This window comes from Bergeyella zoohelcum ATCC 43767, from assembly GCF_000301075.1.
Taxonomy (GTDB): Bacteria; Bacteroidota; Bacteroidia; order Flavobacteriales; family Weeksellaceae; genus Bergeyella; species Bergeyella zoohelcum.
Genome location: NZ_JH932293.1, coordinates 829,708 through 851,350 on the forward strand (window position 1 = coordinate 829,708; position 21,643 = coordinate 851,350).

Here is a 21,643-nt window from a genome sequence, read left to right on the forward strand (position 1 = left end):
GGAGAAAATGTAAGTGTACATTAAGTTCCTGCAGATTGTTTCGGCAAAATGTAAGTGTACATTAAGTTCCCGCAGATTGTTTGGAGAAAATGTAAATGTACATTAAGTTCCCGCAAGATGATTAGAGCAAAATACCGTTGTATTTTAGTTCCCACAAAATGTTTGAAATAAAATACAATAAAATTGATTTGTTTTTGGTTTGTTTTTTAGTGTATTGATATTTTATTTATGTTTTTGTTAGTGATTTTTTAATTTTAGTGGTATGGGCTTTTGTAAAGGATGGCACTTAGAATCCCAATGCGGGTTTAATGATTAAAGACGAATTTTTTCTTCACGAAATAGTTGAGTACGGCTACTGTACCGATGGCAAAAAATTTACTAAGAATCTCTCCACTGAAAGCCATAAGCCCCAAATCTAATACATTGCCATAGAAAATATGGATATAAAAGACCTGAAAAAGCACGAAACTCATTAAGGTGGAAATGACAGAAATAAAGATAAAATAAGTGAACTCTCTCCGCTTAGAATGTTTGCCTCTGCTGAAAACGAACCAAATGCTAAAGAAGTAATTAGAGATGATGCCCAGTGAAGTAGAAGCAATATTACTCAGTGGGTAGTGTACACCCCATATTCCTTTTTCCCACCCGAACCATCGGGTAAGCTGTATTGAAAAAACTTTAAAACTTGCTATTTCTATCAAAGCACTCAGTCCACCTGCGATGATGAAAAGAAAGATTTGTCTATGTTTTATCAGTAAATTTTTCATGAGCGGTTTTAGGAGTGCAAAGGTAAAGAAAATGTTTTTTGTAATAATGATAGATATAGGTACAGCTTGGGTTATAAGTACACCACTACACCACCACTTTGGTGATGGAGGATTTCTTTATTATGAAACTCAAGCCCTAGCTCCATGATGAGTACTTCATGTACCATCTGCTGCACGATGCCATCTCCTATGCCGTGGATGATTTCCACTTTACGGAGGCCCTTTTCTCTTGCTTTTTCTAATCCTAATCGGAGGGCTTCTTTTTGGAGGAACAGGCGTTCAGAGGGGGTCAGGTTTTTCTTTGGAGTCAGGTGGTGGATATGTAAATCAATACGATTGGGTGTTTTTTCGTTTTTCTTTTTTTGAGGAGTAGTAGGGATTTGTAGATGAGTATAAAGGTGAGGAGCGGCTACTACCAGTTCATCTAAAGAAAAATCATAATGAAAACCATGCTCATCTTCTATGGTAGCAATGGATTTTTTCAGGGCAATGATTTTTCCCGAAATGGTATCATGAATCACAGAAACGGTATCGCCTATGGAAAAATTAGTTTTCATTTTTCAGTTATTTCATCAGTATATACCAGTTCTGCTTTTCCGTTTTTACATACAATATCAGAGGGCTGTGGTTCTAAAGCACAATCTGAGGTAAGTCCTGCTAAAATATTATAATGGGCTTCTCTTCGGGTAAAATCTTGAATCATAGGAATGATTTCTTCCTCCACATCTATGTGGTACGCTAGGTATTCATTAGGTCCACCGCAGGGTTTAGAACCATAGGGGGAAATTCTCCATTCCTCCGCAGAGGTGCAGTATTTATTGGCTGCTAGTGTTCTGATTTGCTCATCAAGGATTCGGAGTTTTCTTGCCTCTTCTTCCAAAGAACTTTCTTCCACTTTCTTTTTGATGGGCATCAAGCTAATATCTTTGGGAAGTAAGTCTGCAGGGATATTTTTTTTGCTATGGCAACTGATGGCACAGCATATCCATGCTACGAGGAGGAGTGAGGAAAAGTGGCGTTGGTTTTTCATTTTTTTATTTCTATAAATCAAAAACATTGGGTCTTCTGGTAATGAAAATATCTTTTACCCAAAGCATGAATACCAGCATGAGGTAAATCAGGAAGAAAATTCCAGCAGTAGCGAAAGTAGAATAGATGAAAAATACTCTGAGCTTAGAAACGGGAATTCCCAGCCGGGCACCATATCGTGTCAATGCACCAAACCATTCTCTTTCTACTCTATGTCTTATTTCGGTGATGAATTTCGGTTCTTTCATATTTTTAAAATTTGGTAACCTATGCTACAGTCTAAACATTTTTTTGGGGTACAATAATTTTTATGCAAATATAAGAATGCTTGGCTATCTATTGCAGAATTCATAGGAATGCCTAACGAAGAAAATAGGTGGGTCACGGAGTTTTTTTCTGCTCCTATCTGGACATAATCTTCTAAAATACTTTCCACGGCATCTTCTTTTAGATTTTTCAGATAGGTGTATTTCACGGGCAGAATGGCATTGAGCAAAAGTAAATCTATGAAGTCCGAGGTTAATTTTTTAGGCGAAGTTTTTTCCGTAGGCTTCCCGAAGTTATAATGGTTATCCCAATAGGAGGAGGCCTGTATGTCTGAAAAAAGAGTTTTGATATCGCTTATTTTTTTCGTCTCTATGAGGGTGGTGAAAAGCGATGGATGCTGATGGAGCAACTGAGCGAACTGTGCCAGCCGTAGGGTGGGGAAATTAGGGGGTCTGAGTCTAAGGAATTTCGGTGCTATGGTGATGGCAGGCAGCTGGTATTTATTGACCAAAAATTCATATTCTCTCTTCCATCTTTGCATCGCATCGTCATACGCTTCGGCGAGCCAGCCTGCTGTTCCGTAGAAGAGGGCTTCTATTTGTTCTAAGCGGTGATGCACTTTTCTAATCACGGAAAAAGGAAGCTGTGCAAAGAGTTGCTGGAAAATGGGTGCATTAATTTTGAGCCCAAAAGCATAAGCGAGTGCCTGAAAAAGTGTGGCTTCATAGTCATTTTTTTGTTGGGCTAATATTTCTTGGATGAAGCTGGATTTTTCGTCTAATTTTTTGAGTAGAAATTCCTCGGCGAACTGAAAAGGAATTTCGTGATGAGGGAGCAGTCTTTCGCAGGGAATAAACTGGGCATCGGAGTTGAGGTGCTGGTATTTCTGTATGGTTTCTGGAGAGATATAATTTTTGAGTTCCAGTGTAGGGATTCCCTTTTCCTCTAGTTCTGGAATGGCTACGTCATGGAGGTACACCACATGAAGGATGATATTATCATAGGCAGTATTTTGGGTATGCTGATGAAAAATCCAGTCGGACGAACGGAGGTGGAGCTCTATATTACCAAAAAGCTGGAGTTGCTCTATCCTTATTTTTCCTTCCAGAAAATCAGGTCCTGCATGATGGTTCCACGCCCCGAAATTCAATATTTCAATAGGATTCCCTTTCACATCTTTTAAATCATGCAGTGTGAAGAGTTTGTAATTCCAGAGGTATTGCAGGAGTTTTTCATTCATGCAGATAAAGGTAATGAAAATATTTTTACTCTTGTTTTTTAGCAGTAGGCTTTTAGCGAATGGTAGATAGCTTTTAGCTATTGGTATTTAGCCTCTCACTTCTCACTTCTGATTTCTAAAATCTGCTATCGTCTGCTGGTACATCTGTTCGTAAATGGGAATGATGTTCTCTATATCAAAATCTTTCGCTCTTTTTAGGCTATTGGCTTTCATGGTGCAGAGGAGATTTTCATCACTGAGGATTTTCAGAGCATAGTTGCTCATAGCGTCCACATTTCCTACTTCGGCAAGATAGCCGGTTTCTCCTTGGAGGTTTACTTCGGGGATCCCCCCAGCATTAGAGCTGATAACGGGGATGCCTGCTGCCATGGCCTCTAAAGCCGCCAAACCGAAACTTTCTTGCTCTGAAGGAAGTAAAAATACATCGGAAAGCTGAAGGATTCGGTACAAATCATTTACTTTCCCCAGCAGCCTGATTTTATCAATCAAATCAGGGTTTTTCTCTAAAAATTGATTGATGATTTCCATGTCTGGTCCTTCGCCAATGATGATGAGTTTAGAGGCTATTTTTTGATGCACTGTTTTAAAAATTTGCAGTACATCTTGTATTCTTTTTACAGGACGAAGATTGGACACATGGATGAGAATTTTCTCATCGGGGGTAGCGAATTGAGACCTTTGGCAGGTGGTAGGGGCTACAAATTCTGAGCTATCAATGAAATTAGAAATGACTTGTATTTCTTTTTTAATATTGAAAAATTTGAGTGTGTCTCTTTTAAGGCTTTCAGAAACGGAAGTAATGGTATCAGATTGGTTAATGGAAAATTCTACAGCGTGTTTATAGCTAGGGTGTTGCCCTACTAGTGTGATATCAGTGCCATGAAGTGTAGTTACCAGCGGAATATCTTTTCCCTCTTCTTTGAGCATTTGCTTAGCAGTAAAAGCAGCATACGCGTACGGAACGGCATAGTGAGCATGGAGTAAATCTAACTTATAGAGCGTTACCACCCGATAAATCATGGAACTTAGAGCAATGTCAAACGGCTGGTCTTCAAACAAAGGATAGGGCTGTACATTTACTTTGTGAAAGAAAATATTAGGATTGGTAATGTCTAATCTTGCAGGTAAATTTGCGGAAATAAAATGCACTTCATAGCCTTTTTTTGCTAAAGACATTCCCAGTTCTGTGGCTACTATGCCACTTCCTCCATAAGTGGGATAACATAAGATTCCTATTTTCATTTTGTTTTGTTTTTAGTGATGCCACTACCTGCAGGTAGGGTGTGGTTTACCGTTACGGGGAGTCTTCCGTTAATAGATTTTTTACCTAATAGCCCCTGTACTGAAGCGATGACAGCATCATCATTATTCTCATAAGCTACTACTACTGTGGAAATGTTTTTAATTTCTACATCTGCAAGTGCATAGGGGCTTCCGAAGATATGGAGCAGTAGGAGATGTTTTTCGGCAATTTTCTGAATTAATGTTTTGTTTTGTTTAGAAATCGTATAGGGTTTGTAGGCGGTACTATTATCTTTATGAATACCGATAATCACTTTTGCTGATTGGGGTAGAAGCGGAATGTCTTTAGGTTCAATGGTTTTTAGCGTGATGCCTAGTTGTAATAACTCAGGATATAACCCTAAAGGAGCTTCTTCTAAAGGGAGATAGTAGTAGGTGTCTTCTTTTTTCAGCGGAAGTAAGTTTTTATCGTCTTTAAGGAGTGTTACTGCTTCGCTGTATGCATTTTGTATTATTTGTTTATGTTTTTCTGTTTTTAAATCCCAATGGATGTTTTGTGGGTTTATTGTTTCGGGATGTTGGGATAATCCGAGGAAATATTTGGTTTTTAATATTTTTTTTACACTTTCTTCTACGCGTTGGGCAGGGATTTCGCCTCGGTCTATTGCTTTTTGAATTTCGGCTTTACCTTTGGCTACATCTTGGGAAAAGAGCATGATGTCATTTCCTGCTTTAAAGGCCAATGCATCTACCACTCCAGGAGGGTAAGTATCTGCTACGGCGTTCATATTAAGAGCATCAGTGATGATGAGTCCTTGGTATCTCATTTGCTTTTTGAGCAATTCTGTTACCACGCTGTAAGAAAGAGAGGCGGGAATATTTTTGCCTTTTTCTAATGTGGGTACATAGACATGGGCTACCATTACTCCACCTATTCCTTTATCAATGAGATTTTGAAACGGAGCCAATTCTACAGCTTGTAATCGGTCAAGGGAATGGTGGACTACGGGAAGTGTGAGGTGGGAGTCTGTGCTGGTATCACCATGCCCAGGAAAATGTTTGATAGCGGCAAGAATATTTTGGTCTTGAAGTCCCATGGTATAGGCATAGGCCGACTGGGTAACATTTTCTACCGTAGAACCAAAACTTCTATTTCCGATGATGGGGTTTTTAGGATTGGTGTTTACATCTACTACAGGAGCAAAGTTCCAATTGACGCCTATTCTTTTGGCATCTTGGGCTATTTTCTTCGCATTTTCATAGATGGTTTGCTTATTTTGTATCGCTCCCAGCGTGATTGCCCAAGGGAATTTATGGGCAATAGGGATTCTTTGGTACAGTCCCCACTCTGCATCCATGCCGATGAGGAGAGGAATTTTAGATTTTGCATGAAGTTCATTGACCAAAGAGATTTCTTTAGATGCGTCATCTTGCATTAAAATCAGCCCACCAATTTGTTCTTTTTCTACTATATTTCTTACATTTTGGATGAAAGCATCACCCTTATTGGTGTAAAGTGCAATGATGAACAGCTGCCCCAGTCGTTCATCTTGAGACATGTTTTGGTAGGTTTTCTCTACCCAATGATTTGCTTTAATCCGCTGTTCTTCCGTTATGTTTTTCGGTACAAATTGTCCCCATACTACCTGATGATTACTTATCAACAGAAGTAAAAGGATATTCCCTAATAGTTTTTTTATCATAGAAACAAATGTACGATATTTTTTTATAGGGAAAAGATGATTTATAGAATGAAGACAGTAAAAGCAGGAATAATGCACTCATCTGCCCATTTATTTGAATTGTTTTTTATTCTGAAAAAAGACAAGGTAGTGGTAAATTAAGCTTAAAACCACATAGAGTTATAGAATGAAATCCATATCCCTATGTGGTTTTAATGGTGATAGCTCTGAAAACATTAGTGTAGAAACACTAACGGATTTATCAGGTAAATTATATTCCTATTTCTACTTGTATTCTTGCGTACCAATCGTTGGTTTTTTTACCATTGAGGTAGAAAGATTCATCTTTGGTCACTTCTAGTTGAGCTTTGAAAGCATGCTCCCAAATGTATTTGGTAACTCCTATGGAGTATTGGTTTTTCTTAGGGACAAGGTTCTCTATCTGTTTGTAAGGGTTTTGTTGTGAAAATCTTCCGATAATTTCCCAGTTGGAAGGAAAGACATAACTAAGTTGGGTATCAAAACCACGACCCACCTGTACAAAAGATTTTTTTGCCACATCTGCCACAGGGTTATTGGCATTTCTTTGCATATAGGATACCATGGCAGCCCATCCGTTGTACTTCATGAGCCCATCTACCAATACGGATTGTAAGTTTCGTGTTTGATTATTTTCTAATGTTTTCCCATTTTGTCCTTGAGTTTTGGTGGCATTATGGTTATAATGATAGGTGGCTCCGAAATAAAGTTTTGGTGTTTCTTCTCTCAGTATATCTCCCTCAAAATATTCTCCTCCTTTTTTAAATTTTCCCAATGGAAGAATTTCTAAACGAGCGGTATATGCTAGTCCATTATTAACTCCTACAAAATCTCTTCCCTCTCCCATGGTTACAGCTGTTTTTAGATTGTATGAGAATTTATCAGTGGACTGTTTAAGGTAGTGAGCTTGGAAACCAAAATCCCTGTCAATATTAAATGTAGCGTTGTTAATAGAGCGGTCTGTCAGCTGAAGTGCTCCGGAAGAATTGATTCTTTGGCGGTTTCCTGGTAATTTGGTTTGCCCTAGGCTGAATAACCATTTTTTATTCGGTTTATAGAAAACTACAGCATCACGGATAATGTGGTTCCCGTTCACATCTTTAGGAGCAAAGGATAGCTGTATGGCATAGCCAAACTTTGGATTTCCTACGAAACCATCAAACCTTAAACGCAAACGGCGGATATAGCCTTCGTAACCGATTTTTTCATCTTCATCATTATCGATGACACTAAAACGATTTTGCATTCTAAAACGAATATTAAACTGGTAAAGACTATCGGGCGAGGTAATTCCTACACCTTTACCAAAACTGTAATAGGGCAAAGCGTCTAAATGAAGTTCTTTAAGTTTTTCTTTAGATACCAAGACTTTCGTGTCTTTTTCGATTAGGGAATCTTTCTTTGTTTCTTGGGCAAAACTCCAGAGGCTTCCCCAAAAAATCAAGCTCAATGTGAAAATTTTATTCATATTACTTCTCTCTTTAGACTGCGAATTTAATACCTTTTATATTAACCTAATGTTAATAATTTTGTGTTTTTCTAAAAATAAATATTTGGAGGTTAAAAATATTTTTCTAAATTTACTACCCAATTCTAAAATTATTTTCTTTGGTATGAAAAATAAAATCTTAAAAATGAGTGTTATACCTCTGTTTTATTTAATTATAGGGGGTGTGTTTTGGGGAAATCATGATATTATGATGGTGGTATTTTCATCTTTCATCGCTTTTGCATACCACTACCTTATTGATAGTGAGAAAAGTATGAAACAAAATTTTGTAGAGATAAGTGGAGGGATTACAGCAATTTTTATCATTGCACTTTTTGTAAAAGATGCAGATAGGATATTAGCGGTACAATATATCTCAATTATTGTTACCTTGTTTTTAGCATTCTTCTTTTTGAAAAAGCGGTATGTTATGTAGATAGAATGGTGAGCCACTCTTAAAAGAGTGGCTTTTTTGGTGGAATAATTGATTCAAACGCATAAAATTTTAATTCCCAAACTCTTGTAAGGTCATTGGCTATCAGCTAATGGCTGTTTGCTTTCATTGAAAAAGGATATTTTCTTAAAAAAAACATTTTATTTCTCTTTCTTTAAATTGCACACAATCGTATAGAGCGGTTAATTAACAACCGATAAGGATTCATGCGTTTAGCCCAATATTTTCTAACATAAAAAACTACAATATGAAAAAAAATTGTATTTTTGCTCGTTAATAAAATGATATTGATATAAAATAATTTCAAATAATGAAAGTTACAGCAAAGAATCATGACGAGGTAAGTGCATTGCTTACCATAACTGTGGACAAAGCAGATTATAAAGAAAAAGTAGAAAAGCAGTTGCATCATTATGCAAAAAATGCTCAGGTTCCAGGCTTCCGTAAGGGAAAAGTGCCTATGAGCATGGTGAAAAGACAGTACGAGGCTCCTGTGGCTTTCGAAGAAATCAATAAAGTGATTAATGACGCACTGAATAATTATGTTACTGAAAATAATTTAAGATTGGTAGGGCAGCCTGTTCCACAAGTAACAGAAGATTTAGACCTTAAAGCTGAACAGCATACTGTTTCTTTCGAAGTAGGTTATGAGCCTAATTTTAGTATTGACTTAGCAAAATATGAAGCTCCACATTATAAAGTAGAAGCATCTGATAAAGAAATTAGCAAGTCTATAGAAAATATGCAGAAAAGATTTGCTACACAAGAGGCTCAAGAAAAAATCAATAAAGACTCACACATCGCCCTGCAAATTACGCAGGTAGTAGAGGAAGGAGCTGAGGGAGAGCATAATCATCCACCAAAACATACTACCATTAATAAAGAAAGTAAGGAGGCTTTCAAATTGGTAGGTAAATTAAAAATGGATGCATCTGTAAAAGTAAGCAAGGAAGAACTTTTAGAAAAGGAAGATTTGGCTAAAGAGCTTGGATTTACAAAAGCGGAAGTGGAAAATCTTCATCATAACGAAGTAGAAGTTATGGTAAAAGATTTTTATGCATTAAAAGACCATGAACTCAATCAAGAGCTTTTTGATAAGGTGTACGGTAAGGATACCATCAAATCTGAAGAAGAACTTAAAAACAAAGTAAAAGAGGAGTTAGATGAGTACTTCCAGCAAAATTCTGATATTTACTTCGTGAACAAAGTATTAGAAGAAATCACTGAAAAAGAAGAAGTGCAGCTTCCTGAAAATTTCCTTGTTAAGTGGTTAATGTTCAGCAATGAGAATATTCAAACTGAAGAACAAGCGAAGGAAATCCTTGAAAAAGAGAGAAAAATCATTAAGCATCAAATTATAGAAGGTAAGCTGTTAAATGATTATGAAATCAAGATAGACTATGCTGATGTGTTATCACAAGCAGAGCAGTTAATTCGTAACCAATTAGCAATCTATGGTATCCACCATTTGCCAGAAGAAGAAATCCAAAAGTATGCGGTAGAGACACTAAAAGATGGTAACCAGCTACAGCAGATTTCTCAAGAGGTGGCAATGGCCAAATTAAAAGATGTAATCCTAGAAAAAGCAACTAAGAAAGAGGAAAAAATTTCTCACGATAAATTCTTAGAAGTAATTAAAGAGAAATAATATAGGACTGAACCTAAATAAAAAACCTGCATTCATTTAGAGTGCAGGTTTTTCATTAAATATAAACAAACTATTTCACTAAAGTTACTTTTGAATCATTGATATTAAAGTGTTTTATTACTTCATTGTAATTGGTGTAATCTACGGCATTTCCTTTGCTTACTGTATTTGCAGGGATTACCAAAACACGGAATCTTTGATCCATTAAATATGAGCTTAATACAGGTTCTGTAAATGCAAGATTAGAATTTGCCTCTATGGTTACTTGGTTTTTGCTAAAATGATTTTCGTAGTTTACCCAATTTCCTGTGGTGCCAATATACTGTGTAAGTGGAAGGAGTTTCCACATTCCATTATCGCCTCCTTTGTACACTAGTATCATATCTGTAGAAGGAATAGGGTTATTAAATGTAAAAGTTCTACTGTAATTATTAGAAGCGTCAAAGGTAGCTCTAACATCAAGCACTGAACCTATGGTATCATAATCCTGATATTCTGTTCTATCATCTGAACAAGAAATTGTAGAAAAAGAGGCAAAAGCTAAACCCGTGAGTAAGAGTGTTTTTTTCATTGTAATAAATTTTAAATCTAACATTCCAAAAAAAGTGCCAAAAAATAAGAATCCAAAACTTCTCTTTTTCTAAGTAAAATGTATTAAAATAGTAGGATGATTTAGGTTTGAACAAAATGAAAAAAGCCTTTTAACTTAAAAAATAACAATTATCATGTTTATAATTGTCAAAAAAAGTATTTATAATTAATATCTTCGCGGAAAATTTAGAAATGAAAATATTAGAAAGAGTTACAGGAGGTGGGAGGGTGATAAAGTATATTGATGGACTGAGAGGGCTTTCGGTAATTGTAGTATTACTCTGTCATTTTATTGCACATCATGAAGCGAATTTTCCAGATTTTAGTAAAAAATACCATTGGCTTTATCCTTATTTTGGAAATGGTCTTGGACACCATGCTGTGTATTTGTTTTTTGCAATAAGTGGATTTATTTTGGCTTTACCTTTTATTAATCAGTATGTGTATGATGGGAAAAAGGTGGCGTTAAAAGGTTTTTTTACTCGTAGAATCAGTAGGATAGAGCCTCCTTACATTGTATTACTTTCTGTATTTTTTTTCTTTGCTTTAGTATTTGGAGAGAAAGGTTTTAGTTATTTATTTCCTCATTTTGCGGCTTCGTTTTTTTATTTGCATAATGTGATTTTTGGTGGATATCCAGAGATTAATATCGTATTGTGGACTTTGGAGATAGAAGTTCAGTTTTATTTATTAGCACCTTTGTTTTCATTATTGGTTTTTAAGATGCCTAAATGGGTGAGAAGAGGAGTGATGCTTTCGATCATCTTATTGTGGCAATATGTATTAGAGCCTTTGGAAATTCGTACTTTGTACAATTATTTTCAATATTTTATGGTAGGATTTTTGTGTGCAGATTTGTATTTAGAGTATCAGAATAAAATCAAACCTACTTTATGGGTGGATATTATATGTATTCCTGTGTTGTTGATTTATTGGCAAGGTACATTATGGGGGCATTTTCATTGGTTGTATATATTTGTTTTTCTTTTTCTTACTCCATTTTCGGTAATTTGGAAATATTTGATGGAAAGAAAATATTTAATCATTATGGGAGGGATGTGTTACTCTATTTATATGCTTCATCATAAGATTATTTATGTGTTTTTCGGGGTGTATAAATCTGGACATACATTTTTTGGAAATGACTTATTGAATTTCTTTTTTAGATTGGGGCTTATCTCTACAATAATTGCAATAGCTACTATCGTATTTTTTGTTTTTGTAGAAAGACCTACCATGAAGAGAGAATGGTGGAAATACAAAAGCCTAAAGAAACTATTCTTTGAATAAAAAGATAATGATGATTTATATTATATTTTTTCAAATGCTTTTGTGATAAAGTTCTAACTATGAGGTTGTTTTGTTTGTTTTGTGAAAATATTCGTTGGTAGGTAAAGAAAATCAAGTTTAATAAGTTTCTTGCTTTGGATACTTTGCCAAAGTCTTAAAAACTTTGGCAAAGTACTTTTAAATAGTAATTTAAGCAAAACAAAAAGAGAGTTATTCCACTGCAATTACCCAAATGTTATTAGAAAATTTTTCGCTTACGATGTGTGTTTGGTGAGCTACTTCTATAGTACAGAGTCCATCAAATTCTGCTCTCGAAATTACCTTAATATGGTCCTGGAGTTCTATACCTAAATGGATAAGGTACTGTAAAAAAGGACTGGAATTATCTTTTACAGCAACCATTTTACAGCTTTTTCCCACTGGCACTTCAGTCAATGTCATTTTTTCTACCTTTTGGATATTGCCCTGTTCATCAGGAATAGGGTCTCCATGGGGGTCTATGGTAGGTTTTCCTAAGTATAGATAGAGTTTTTCTATCAGTTTAGGAGATTGGATATGTTCCAGCTGTTCGGCCACATCATGAACCTCATCCCATGTGAACTGTAATTTTTCATAGAGAAAAGTTTCCCATATTCTATGTTTTCTTACAATGTCAATGGCAAATAATCTTCCTTCGTTCGTTAACGCTATTTTCCCATATTTTTCTTGTTCAATAAGATTTTTAGATTTTAACTTTTTCAGCATTTCATTAGCAGATGCGGGTTTTACACCAAGGAAGTTTGCTAGTGTATTGGATCTTATGTTGTCAGACTCTTCCTCCCAAGATATTTTTAGTATCGCCTTTAGGTAATTTTCTTCCGTAGTAGTTAATTCCATCATTGAGATTTTTAGCGAAGATAAAAAAATAAGATTAATAAAGAAAAAAATATTATTAGGGTTGCCTAACTTTAAATTTTTTGTTTACTTTTGCAGAGTAAAAAAACATAATTATGATAATGAAAAACGCTCCCTTATTTCTTTTTTTAAGTGGTGCTTTGTTTTGTCAAGAAAATAGCATGAAACAAGAAGTTCGCCCTGTAGATTCAGTGAAGAAAAATGCACAGATTGAAGAAATTGTTATTTCTGGAACTATGAAAGAGGTACGCAAGCAGGACAGCCCGATACCTATTGATGTCTTCAGTTCGAAATATTTTGAGAGAAATCGTTCTAATAATATTTTTGAGGCTTTGTCTATGGTAAATGGCGTTCGTCCTCAGCTTAATTGTAATGTTTGTTATACCGGAGATATTCGTATTAATGGTTTAGATGGAGCTTATACGCAGGTACTCATAGATGGGATGCCTATTGTTTCCTCGCTAGGAACGGTGTATGGGCTTTCGGGTATTCCTAATTCATTGATAGAAAGAGTGGAAGTGGTGAAAGGGGCAGCGTCTACGCTTTACGGTTCGGAAGCAGTGGCGGGGCTTATTAATATTATTACTAAAAATGCTCATAATGCTCCCAAAGTAGGAGTAGATGGATTTACTACCTCTTGGGGAGAACATAATTGGGATGTAGGTTTGGTGAAAAAATGGAATAATACAGCTTCTACACTATTAGGAATCAATATGTTTCATTTTAATAATATCGTAGATAATAATGAGGATAAATTTACAGATGTTCCTCTCCAAAGTAGAGTCTCTGTTTTTAATAAATGGAATATACATAGGAAGAGTAACAAACAGATGAGTTTTGCGATGCGTTACCTTTACGAAGACCGTTGGGGAGGGCAAACGAATTGGACACCGGCGTTCAGAGGAACCGATGAGCGTTATGCAGAAAGTATTTATACCAATCGTGCAGAGCTTTTAGGAGTGTATCAGTTGCCTACGGAAGAAAAGCTTTTCTTGGATGTTTCGGGGGTATATCATCATCAGGATAGTAGATATGGAGATACACCCTATATCGCAACGCAAAATATAGGCTTTGCCCAGTTGAGATGGGATAAAAAAATCAATCGTCATGATTTTGTGTTGGGTTCTTCTTTGAGATATACTTATTATGATGATAACACTGCGGCTACTGAAAATGAAAAAGGAAATCATCCGGATAAGTTTTGGCTTCCTGGTATTTTCATCCAAGATGTATATCAGCTTGCTCCGAAGCACAAGTTGTTACTCGGGATGAGGTATGACCATCATTCAAAACATGGAAATATCTTTACTCCTCGTTTTGCTTATCATACCAATATTACTCCTGCCACCGTTTTTAGAGCCAATTTTGGTACAGGATTTAGAGTAGTGAATCTATTCTCTGAAGATCATGCTGCTCTTACGGGAGCAAGAGAGGTGATTATCCGTGAGGAACTTAAACCTGAAAAGTCTTATAATGGGAATATTAATTTTACCCATAAATTTTTCCAAGACAATGGTACTATTTGGAATATTGATTTCTCCGCATTTTATTCTCACTTTAAAAACCGAATCGTTCCAGACTATGATACACATCCTAACCAGATTATTTACAGTAATTTAGATGGTTATGGAGAGAGTAGAGGATTGAGCTTAAATACAGATGTGAATTTCCCTAATTTACTGAAAATCCGTATTGGAGCTACTCTTTTAGATAGTTTTTTAAAAGAAGATGGAGTAAAGAGAACGCCTGAATTTACAGAAAGATTTTCCGCAGTATGGTCGGTTTCCTATCCTATAAAACCCATTCATCTCACTGTAGATTATTCAGGGAATTTATATGCTCCGATGAATTTACCATTGGCAGGAGAGCTAGACCCGAGACCTGAAAAATCTCCATGGTACAGCATTCAAAATATTCAGCTTACATTTTCTGGTCTTAAAAATATTCAGATTTATGGCGGGGTGAAAAACTTTCTCAATTGGACGCCTTGGAAAAATATTCCTTTTCTCATTTCTCGTGCACATGATCCATTTGATAAGGAAGTGCTTTTTGATGCTGATGAAAGAGCTATTCCTACTCCTGATAACCCTTATGGGCTTACCTTTGATCCTTCTTATTCTTATGCACCGAATCAAGGAATCCGATTTTTCTTAGGATTGAAATTTTCTTTGAAATAAATTTCAATTAATGTAGTAATTTTTTTGGTACTTTGTCAAAGTTTTTAAAACTTTGTCAAAGTCCTTTTAAACTCTCAAACCCTAGGAAATTTAAGCAAGATAAAAAACGAGATGAGTTCATTATGTTTATTGGTCATCAAAAGGGTGGTAAATAAGTATGGATTTCGGCACGAAATGAAAAAATGAAAAGTAGAATGCTTACTTTTGCTCTATGAAACAAAATTTTTTTCAATATCAGGCTCAGACTACGCCCTTTGCATCTGGTTTTGAGGTGGAAAGGGCAGTAGGGAGCTATATTTATGGTAAAGACGGAAAGGCATATTTGGATTTTGTAGCGGGAGTTTCTGCTAATACTTTGGGGCATTCTCATCCAGCAGTGGTTAAAGCTATTAAAGAACAAGCAGACCAATATCTTCATGTAATGGTGTATGGAGAATATGCACAGGAGAAACCTGTGGCACTTTGTAAGCTTTTAGCAGAGGCTACCCCTCAACCCTTGGAGATGACCTATTTGGTAAATAGTGGTGCCGAGGCGATAGATGGAGCATTAAAATTAGCAAAAAGATATACGGGAAGAGAAGAAATCATTGCTTTTAAAGATGCGTATCATGGAAATACCCACGGGGCATTAAGCGTAGCTGGAAATGAAGTACACAAAAGGGAATTTAGACCATTATTACCGATGGTGAATTTTATTTCCTTTAATGATGAATCAGATTTTGAGCATATTACAGAGAAAACGGCATGCGTAATTGTAGAAACCATTCAGGGTGCAGCGGGATTCATAGTTCCCGAAGATGATTACCTAAAAAAACTTAAAAAACATTGTGAAAAAGTAGGTGCATTACTCATTTTAGATGAAATTCAGCCTGGATTTGGAAGGACAGGAAAGCTCTTTGCTTTTGAGCATTATGGTATAGTTCCAGATATTTTGGTAATGGGGAAAGGAATGGGAGGCGGAGTTCCAGTAGGTGCATTTATGGCATCTAGGGAGCTCATGTTAGCATTGTCTCATTCACCTAAATTGGGGCATATTACTACTTTCGGGGGGAATCCTCTCATAGCGGCAGCTTGTTACGCCACGCTGAAAGAAGTGTTGGAAAGTGGACTGATGGAGGAAGTAGAAAGGAAAGAGCAATTATTCAGAAAAAAATTAGTACACCCGAAAATTCAGCAGATTAATGGAAGGGGACTCATGCTGGCAGTCCATTTGGGAAGTCCTGAAAATACTTTGGCAGTAGCAAAAGAATGTATGGAAAATGGGCTTATTGTATTCTGGCAATTATATAGAAATGAGTATCTTAGAATATCTCCTCCACTCACTATTTCTGATGAGGAAATAGATAAAGGATGTAACATAATTCTCAATGCCATAGAAAAAGTGCTTTAAAAATTTTATTTATATATTATTAATTTATATATTGCGACCATAAACTTATTACAACTATGGCAAAACAAAAAGTTCAGTACGAATATCCGATGCACTGCTTGTCCGAAATTCTTTATGAATATTTAGCCACAGCAGAGGGGCTTTCAGAGTGGTTTGCAGATGAAGTGACGGAAAGAGGAGATACTTTTTATTTCTCTTGGGGTGGGGCGGAAGAGGTAGCCACACTTATCCGCTATAAGCCAGAGGGATTTGTTCGTTTCAGATGGGAAGAAGATGAAGGTACCAAATGCTATTTTGAAATGAGTATTGTCATCGATGAAATTACGGAGGATTTAGCACTGGTGATTACAGATTTTGTAGAAGAAGGAGATGAAGAAGAAAATAGACTCTACTGGGAAAATTTGGTAGAAAATCTCAAAATAAAATTAGGAGCGGCGTAATCTGTACCGAGCTAATGCAATGAGTGAACGAACTTTATCAAAATAATAGTAATGAACGAGCTACATCGTTCATTATCTTTTTTTAATAGTTATTATGACGATTCAAAACTTTGAAAATAATAGGGCTTTTACCCATGGGGAAGCGGTAAAAGTGCATTTTTTTAGAAGAAATGGAGAGCTGATTTTAGCCGAAGATACCTATTTTCATCTGATGTCATCCATGCGAAGAATGCGTATGGAAATACCGATGAACTATACTTTAGAGTATTTTACTTTCATGCTAAACAGCTTGGGAAATACAGCACAAAATGGGATACACCAGCTCATGGTTTTTCCTATTATGGAAAATGGTAAAAAGGTAATTACTCATCATGAACACTTTTTAGCGATAAAAGATATTTGTGATATTCAGAAAACCGTAGTATTAGATATTCAGAAAGAGATTACAGTAAATACGCACTTTTTGAGCAATATCAGAACTTATAGTCCTGAAAATTGTTATGCTCAGGTGTATGCTGTGGAAAATGATTTAGACGATGTTATTTTGCTCAATCCTAATAAGAAAATTGCCAGAACTATCCATGGGAATCTACTTTTGCTGAAGGGGGAAGAACTAAGAGTGGTAAAACCATCAGAGGGTGCTTATTTGTCTCCGCTTATGGAGAGTTTTATTACCCATCTACATAAAAAGAAACTCGCTACCATTACAGAAGCCGAAATCGCTCCATTTGAAACCCAACAAGCCGAAGAGATTCTCCTTATCTCTGATGAACTGGGCATTATGAGTGTAAATAAAATAAGAGCCAAATCATTTGAAAACAATAGATTTACTGATTTATTAGAAGATTGGAAGCAGAGTTTCGGAAATGACAAAGTTTAAAGGAGAATAAGAAGTGAAGGGATTATAAGTGATAAATCTAAGAGCTACTACATCCGCTAATAGCCTATAATATAGAAAGGTTAAAAAGCTAGAAAGGGGATAAGTTAAAAGCTATCTGCCATTCTCCAACAGCTAATCGCTAACGGTCATTTGCTAAATAGCTTCTATCCAATAAAAATATCGTATTTTTGCCAAATAATTTTTTTGAACAACATGAAAGCATTGGTTTTTCCAGGTCAAGGATCACAATTTGTAGGAATGGGTAAGGAATTGTATGATTCCAGAAAAGACATCAAAGATCTCATGGATTCTGCAAATGATATCCTTGGTTTCAATATTGTTTCTACAATGTTTCAAGGTACAGATGAAGACCTAAAACAAACTTCGGTTACACAACCGGCTATTTTCATTCATTCTATTGCTACTGTAAAAGCTGCGGATGTTTTGGGAGCAGAAATGGTAGCTGGGCATTCTTTAGGAGAGTTTTCAGCACTCGTGGCATCGGGTGTTCTTTCTTTTGAAGATGGTCTGAAACTGGTAGCTGCAAGAGCTGCTGCCATGCAAAAAGCATGTGATGATACCCCTAGCTCTATGGCTGCAGTATTAGGCTTAGCGGATGATATGGTAGAAAAAATCTGTGCAGAGGTAGAAGGTATTGTAGTTCCTGCGAATTACAACTGCCCAGGGCAGCTCGTAATCTCTGGAGAAACTGCTGCCGTGGAAAAGGCATGTGAAAAATTGAAGGAAGCGGGTGCCAAAAGAGCATTGTTACTTCCAGTAAACGGAGCGTTTCATTCGCCATTGATGCAGTCTGCACAAGATGAACTTGCCGCAGCAATAGAAAATACTAAATTCAGAAAAGGTAATCTGCCAGTATATCAAAATATTACAACCACTGCTGTAACGGATCCTGTAGAAATACAGAAAAACCTTATTGCCCAACTTACTGGGCCTGTGAAGTGGACACAAACCATCCAAAATATGATTAAGGATGGTGCTACTCAGTTCGTAGAAGTAGGACCAGGGAAAACACTTCAAGGGCTTATCAAAAAAATTGATTCGTCGGTAACTGCCGTTTCTCCTTTCTAAAATCATTTGCATGGTTGCGGATGCTCAATATATTCATTCTCCAGGTAAGCTCATGCTCACTGGAGAATATTTTGTTTTAGACGGTGCTAAAACGCTGGCTGTTCCTACAGTGTTAGGACAATCTTTTCAATGTATAGAGGAACAAAGTACCATCCCTTTACTCATATGGAATGCTTACCATCTTGAAAAGCTATGGCTTTCATTTACCGTTAATTACCGTACTTGGGAAATCATAGCCACCAATGATATAGAAGCGACTGATTTCATTGTGAATACGCTAAAAATCATTCAAAAAAAATCAAAAACAAAACTCCAAGAAAATATACAATATTCTATTTCTACGCGTTTGGAATTTCCCTCTGATTATGGATTGGGAAGTAGCTCTACGCTGATGACCAATTTAGGAAAATGGGCGAATATAGATGCCTTTGAACTTAATGCTCAGGCGTTGGGAGGTAGTGGCTATGATATTGCCGTAGCCATTTGCCAAAAACCTATTATTTACGCTCTCAAAGCACAAAAACCTACTTATACGGAAGTACAATTTTCTCCTACTTTCCGTGATGAAATTATTTTCATTCACCTTGGAAAAAAACAAAACTCTCGCGAAGGAATAAAAAAATATAGAACTAAAGAAAAATCTGAAAAACTCATACTGCAAATCAATGATTTAACAGAAGAAACATTGCTCTGTGATGACATTGCCACCTTTTCAGAGCTCATGGTTCAGCATGAAAATATTGTTAGTCATTTCTTAGAAATACCCACTGCTAAAGCATTACTATTCCCAGAATGCCCTGTATTTATAAAAAGTTTAGGTGCTTGGGGCGGTGATTTCGTAATGAGTAGAAAGTTTAATGGCTACCAAGATTATTTCGCTTCTAAAAATATTACCACCATTTTGGATTGGAAAACCTTAATTAAGGGATAATATTAACCCTCACTCAAATCATATTAAAATGAACCTTAAAGATACTTATTTTCTCGGAAAAATTACCAGAACACACGGACTAAAAGGTAATGTAGTATTAAAATTAGATACTGATCAGCCCGAAATGTACAATGAGCTACAAGGGGTATTTATAGAAATCAATGGATTATTGGTGCCTTTTTTTATAGAAACCCAACAGTGGACGAAAGATAATTCTAAAATTATTTCTTTTAAAAATAGTACTCCCCAAATGGTAGAGCAAATAGTGAACAGAAATGTATATCTTCCGCTTTCTACATTGCCCCAACTCACAGGGAATCAGTTTTATTATCATGAAGTTATCGGGTTTAGCGTAGTGCAAGAAAACGGTGCCGTATGCGGGAAAATTACCGCTATCAATGACCAAACAGCTCAGCACTATTTCATTCTTGATTTGGAAGGAAAGGAGGTCATCATTCCTATCATTAAGGACTGGATGATCTCTGTGGATAGAGAAAATAAAAGCATAATGATGCAGCTTCCAGAAGGGCTTATGGATGTTTTTCTCACCAAAAGCGTGAATGATGAGGGATAAAATCCTAAATTTATCTTACTTTTGTACACTTATTAATAAATCATGAAAAGACAAACGATAAAAGAAATATTAGCAGATTATAAGAAGTTTATTCATCAAGACATTACTATACAAGGCTGGGTGAGGGCATTTCGCTCTAATAGGTTCATCGCTTTAAATGATGGCTCTACCATAGAAAATATCCAGGCGGTAGTGGATTATGAAAAATGGGATGAGCATCTCATTAAAAATATTAAAACCGCTTCTTCTCTGAAAATTACAGGCGAAGTAGTAGAAAGCGAAGGGAAAGGGCAGGCTGTAGAAATCATCGTAAAGAAGATAGACATTTTAGGAGATAATTTCTCCGAAGAAATGGAAAAAACCGTACTTCAGCCTAAGAAACACTCTTTGGAAATTCTGAGAGAGCAAGCTCATTTGCGTTTCAGAACTAATCTCTTCGGGGCGGTTTTTAGAGTACGAAGTGCCGTGAGTTTTGCCATTCATCAGTTTTTTAATCAAAATCAATTTTTCTATATCAACACGCCTATCATCACAGGAGCAGATGCCGAAGGGGCTGGGGAAATGTTTGGTGTGACGAACTTTGACCTTAATAATATTCCGAAAAACGATGCTGGGGAAGTAGATTTTACCGAAGACTTTTTTGGTAAAAAGACGAGTCTTACCGTTTCTGGACAGCTAGAAGCAGAAACAGCCGCAATGGGATTAGGTAGGGTATATACTTTCGGGCCTACTTTTCGTGCCGAGAACTCTAATACCACGAGACACCTTGCCGAATTTTGGATGGTAGAACCTGAGGTGGCATTTAATAACTTGGAAGATAATATAGACTTGGCAGAGGATTTTCTCAAGTTCGTTATTCAGTATGTCTTAGACCATTGTAAAGATGATTTAGCATTCCTTGATAAAAGATTTGCCGAAGAACAAAAGCAAAAACCAGAAAAAGATAGAGCGAAAGAAGGACTGATAGAAAAGCTAGAAAAAGTAGTAAAATCTAGATTTAAGAGAGTTTCTTATTCGGAAGCCATCGATATTCTGATGAATTCTAAGGAGAATAAAAAAGGAAAATTCCAATTCCCAGTAGAAGCATGGGGGGCTGATTTACAATCTGAACACGAAAGATATTTGGTAGAGAAACATTTTGAATGTCCAGTAGTACTTTTTGACTACCCGAAAGAGATTAAAGCCTTCTATATGAGACTGAATGAGGACAATAAAACTGTAGCCGCCATGGATGTACTCTTCCCAGGAATAGGAGAAATCATCGGTGGGTCTCAAAGAGAGGAAAGACTAGATGTACTTCAGCAAAAAATGAACGAAATGGGGGTAGATCAGGAAGAACTTTGGTGGTATCTAGACACTAGAAAGTTCGGTTCTGTACCTCATGCGGGCTTTGGTTTAGGATTAGAGAGATTGGTACTTTTCGTAACGGGAATGACCAATATCAGAGATGTAATCCCTTTCCCAAGAACACCTAAAAACGCAGAATTTTAATCGTATCGTGTAACAAATTCTCATCAATATATAAGACTT

The 21,643-nt window shown here is 36.3% G+C and carries 21 protein-coding genes; 11 read left to right on the forward strand and 10 right to left on the reverse strand.

All coding sequences use genetic code 11. The features are described 5' to 3' along the window. Positions 1-305: 305 nt before the first annotated feature. From HMPREF9699_RS03865 to HMPREF9699_RS03900, 8 genes are all read right to left on the reverse strand, one after another. A complete protein-coding gene (locus HMPREF9699_RS03865) occupies positions 306-767 on the reverse strand; it encodes a GtrA family protein (RefSeq protein ID WP_002662564.1) in 462 nt (153 codons plus the stop codon). A gap of 71 nt (positions 768-838) precedes the next feature. Continuing rightward, positions 839-1,324: a Smr/MutS family protein gene (locus tag HMPREF9699_RS03870; RefSeq protein WP_002662565.1), complete on the reverse strand. Its 486-nt coding sequence runs from the start codon at positions 1,322-1,324 to the stop codon at positions 839-841. Next, entirely contained in the window at positions 1,321-1,797 is a 477-nt protein-coding gene (locus HMPREF9699_RS03875) for a hypothetical protein (protein ID WP_002662566.1), read from the reverse strand. Before HMPREF9699_RS03875 ends, HMPREF9699_RS03870 begins: the two co-directional genes overlap by 4 nt. Positions 1,798-1,807: 10 nt before the next feature. After that, positions 1,808-2,044, reverse strand: coding sequence for a hypothetical protein (locus HMPREF9699_RS03880; protein WP_002662567.1), 237 nt, complete (start codon positions 2,042-2,044; stop codon positions 1,808-1,810). Next, complete coding sequence (locus HMPREF9699_RS03885; protein ID WP_002662569.1) at positions 2,041-3,303, reverse strand: DUF2851 family protein; 1,263 nt, start codon at positions 3,301-3,303, stop codon at positions 2,041-2,043. Before HMPREF9699_RS03885 ends, HMPREF9699_RS03880 begins: the two co-directional genes overlap by 4 nt. A gap of 102 nt (positions 3,304-3,405) precedes the next feature. Further along, positions 3,406-4,545, reverse strand: a complete 1,140-nt coding sequence (bshA, locus tag HMPREF9699_RS03890) for an N-acetyl-alpha-D-glucosaminyl L-malate synthase BshA (protein WP_002662571.1) — start codon at positions 4,543-4,545, stop codon at positions 3,406-3,408. Further along, positions 4,542-6,248 (reverse strand): glycoside hydrolase family 3 protein, encoded by a 1,707-nt coding sequence (locus HMPREF9699_RS03895; RefSeq protein ID WP_002662573.1) that lies wholly within the window; start codon positions 6,246-6,248, stop codon positions 4,542-4,544. Before HMPREF9699_RS03895 ends, bshA begins: the two co-directional genes overlap by 4 nt. A 250-nt stretch (positions 6,249-6,498) precedes the next feature. Further along, on the reverse strand, positions 6,499-7,734 hold the full coding sequence (locus HMPREF9699_RS03900) for a porin (RefSeq protein WP_002662575.1): 1,236 nt from the start codon (positions 7,732-7,734) through the stop codon (positions 6,499-6,501). A gap of 166 nt (positions 7,735-7,900) precedes the next feature. On the opposite strand from HMPREF9699_RS03900, the gene HMPREF9699_RS03905 reads away from it, so the two are divergent. Together HMPREF9699_RS03905 and HMPREF9699_RS03910 are read left to right on the forward strand one after the other, a co-directional pair. Further along, the gene (locus tag HMPREF9699_RS03905) at positions 7,901-8,191 is read left to right on the forward strand and encodes a hypothetical protein (RefSeq protein WP_002662577.1); all 291 of its coding nucleotides are present in this window, start codon (positions 7,901-7,903) and stop codon (positions 8,189-8,191) included. A 328-nt stretch (positions 8,192-8,519) separates the two neighbouring features. Then, positions 8,520-9,857: a trigger factor gene (locus HMPREF9699_RS03910; protein WP_002662579.1), complete on the forward strand. Its 1,338-nt coding sequence runs from the start codon at positions 8,520-8,522 to the stop codon at positions 9,855-9,857. A gap of 70 nt (positions 9,858-9,927) precedes the next feature. Here the strand turns inward: HMPREF9699_RS03910 and HMPREF9699_RS03915 are convergent, their stop codons facing one another. Continuing rightward, the gene (locus HMPREF9699_RS03915) at positions 9,928-10,428 is read right to left on the reverse strand and encodes a hypothetical protein (protein WP_002662581.1); all 501 of its coding nucleotides are present in this window, start codon (positions 10,426-10,428) and stop codon (positions 9,928-9,930) included. Positions 10,429-10,640: 212 nt separating this feature from the next. Between HMPREF9699_RS03915 and HMPREF9699_RS03920 the strand changes: the two genes are divergently transcribed. Beyond that, a complete protein-coding gene (locus tag HMPREF9699_RS03920) occupies positions 10,641-11,738 on the forward strand; it encodes an acyltransferase family protein (RefSeq protein WP_002662582.1) in 1,098 nt (365 codons plus the stop codon). Positions 11,739-11,948: 210 nt separating this feature from the next. Here HMPREF9699_RS03920 and HMPREF9699_RS03925 read toward each other — a convergent pair whose 3' ends face one another. Next, the gene (locus tag HMPREF9699_RS03925) at positions 11,949-12,617 is read right to left on the reverse strand and encodes a metal-dependent transcriptional regulator (protein WP_002662583.1); all 669 of its coding nucleotides are present in this window, start codon (positions 12,615-12,617) and stop codon (positions 11,949-11,951) included. Between the two features lie 110 nt (positions 12,618-12,727). On the opposite strand from HMPREF9699_RS03925, the gene HMPREF9699_RS03930 reads away from it, so the two are divergent. From HMPREF9699_RS03930 to asnS, 8 genes are all read left to right on the forward strand, one after another. Next, the gene (locus tag HMPREF9699_RS03930; protein WP_002662584.1) at positions 12,728-14,809 is read left to right on the forward strand and encodes a TonB-dependent receptor plug domain-containing protein; all 2,082 of its coding nucleotides are present in this window, start codon (positions 12,728-12,730) and stop codon (positions 14,807-14,809) included. 211 nt (positions 14,810-15,020) lie between these two features. Beyond that, positions 15,021-16,199 carry an aspartate aminotransferase family protein gene (locus HMPREF9699_RS03935; protein ID WP_002662585.1) on the forward strand — a complete coding sequence of 393 codons (1,179 nt, stop codon included), beginning with the start codon at positions 15,021-15,023 and terminating at the stop codon, positions 16,197-16,199. A gap of 56 nt (positions 16,200-16,255) precedes the next feature. Further along, entirely contained in the window at positions 16,256-16,639 is a 384-nt protein-coding gene (locus HMPREF9699_RS03940) for an START-like domain-containing protein (RefSeq protein ID WP_002662586.1), read from the forward strand. Between the two features lie 94 nt (positions 16,640-16,733). Continuing rightward, entirely contained in the window at positions 16,734-17,519 is a 786-nt protein-coding gene (locus HMPREF9699_RS03945) for an aminotransferase class IV (protein WP_002662587.1), read from the forward strand. Positions 17,520-17,732: 213 nt separating this feature from the next. Continuing rightward, entirely contained in the window at positions 17,733-18,608 is an 876-nt protein-coding gene (gene fabD, locus HMPREF9699_RS03950) for an ACP S-malonyltransferase (RefSeq protein ID WP_002662588.1), read from the forward strand. Positions 18,609-18,618: 10 nt separating this feature from the next. Beyond that, complete coding sequence (locus HMPREF9699_RS03955; protein WP_002662590.1) at positions 18,619-19,539, forward strand: GYDIA family GHMP kinase; 921 nt, start codon at positions 18,619-18,621, stop codon at positions 19,537-19,539. A gap of 28 nt (positions 19,540-19,567) precedes the next feature. After that, entirely contained in the window at positions 19,568-20,113 is a 546-nt protein-coding gene (gene rimM / locus HMPREF9699_RS03960) for a ribosome maturation factor RimM (protein ID WP_002662591.1), read from the forward strand. Positions 20,114-20,155: 42 nt separating this feature from the next. Next, complete coding sequence (asnS, locus tag HMPREF9699_RS03965) at positions 20,156-21,604, forward strand: asparagine--tRNA ligase (protein ID WP_002662593.1); 1,449 nt, start codon at positions 20,156-20,158, stop codon at positions 21,602-21,604. The last annotated feature ends 39 nt before the right edge of the window (positions 21,605-21,643 follow it).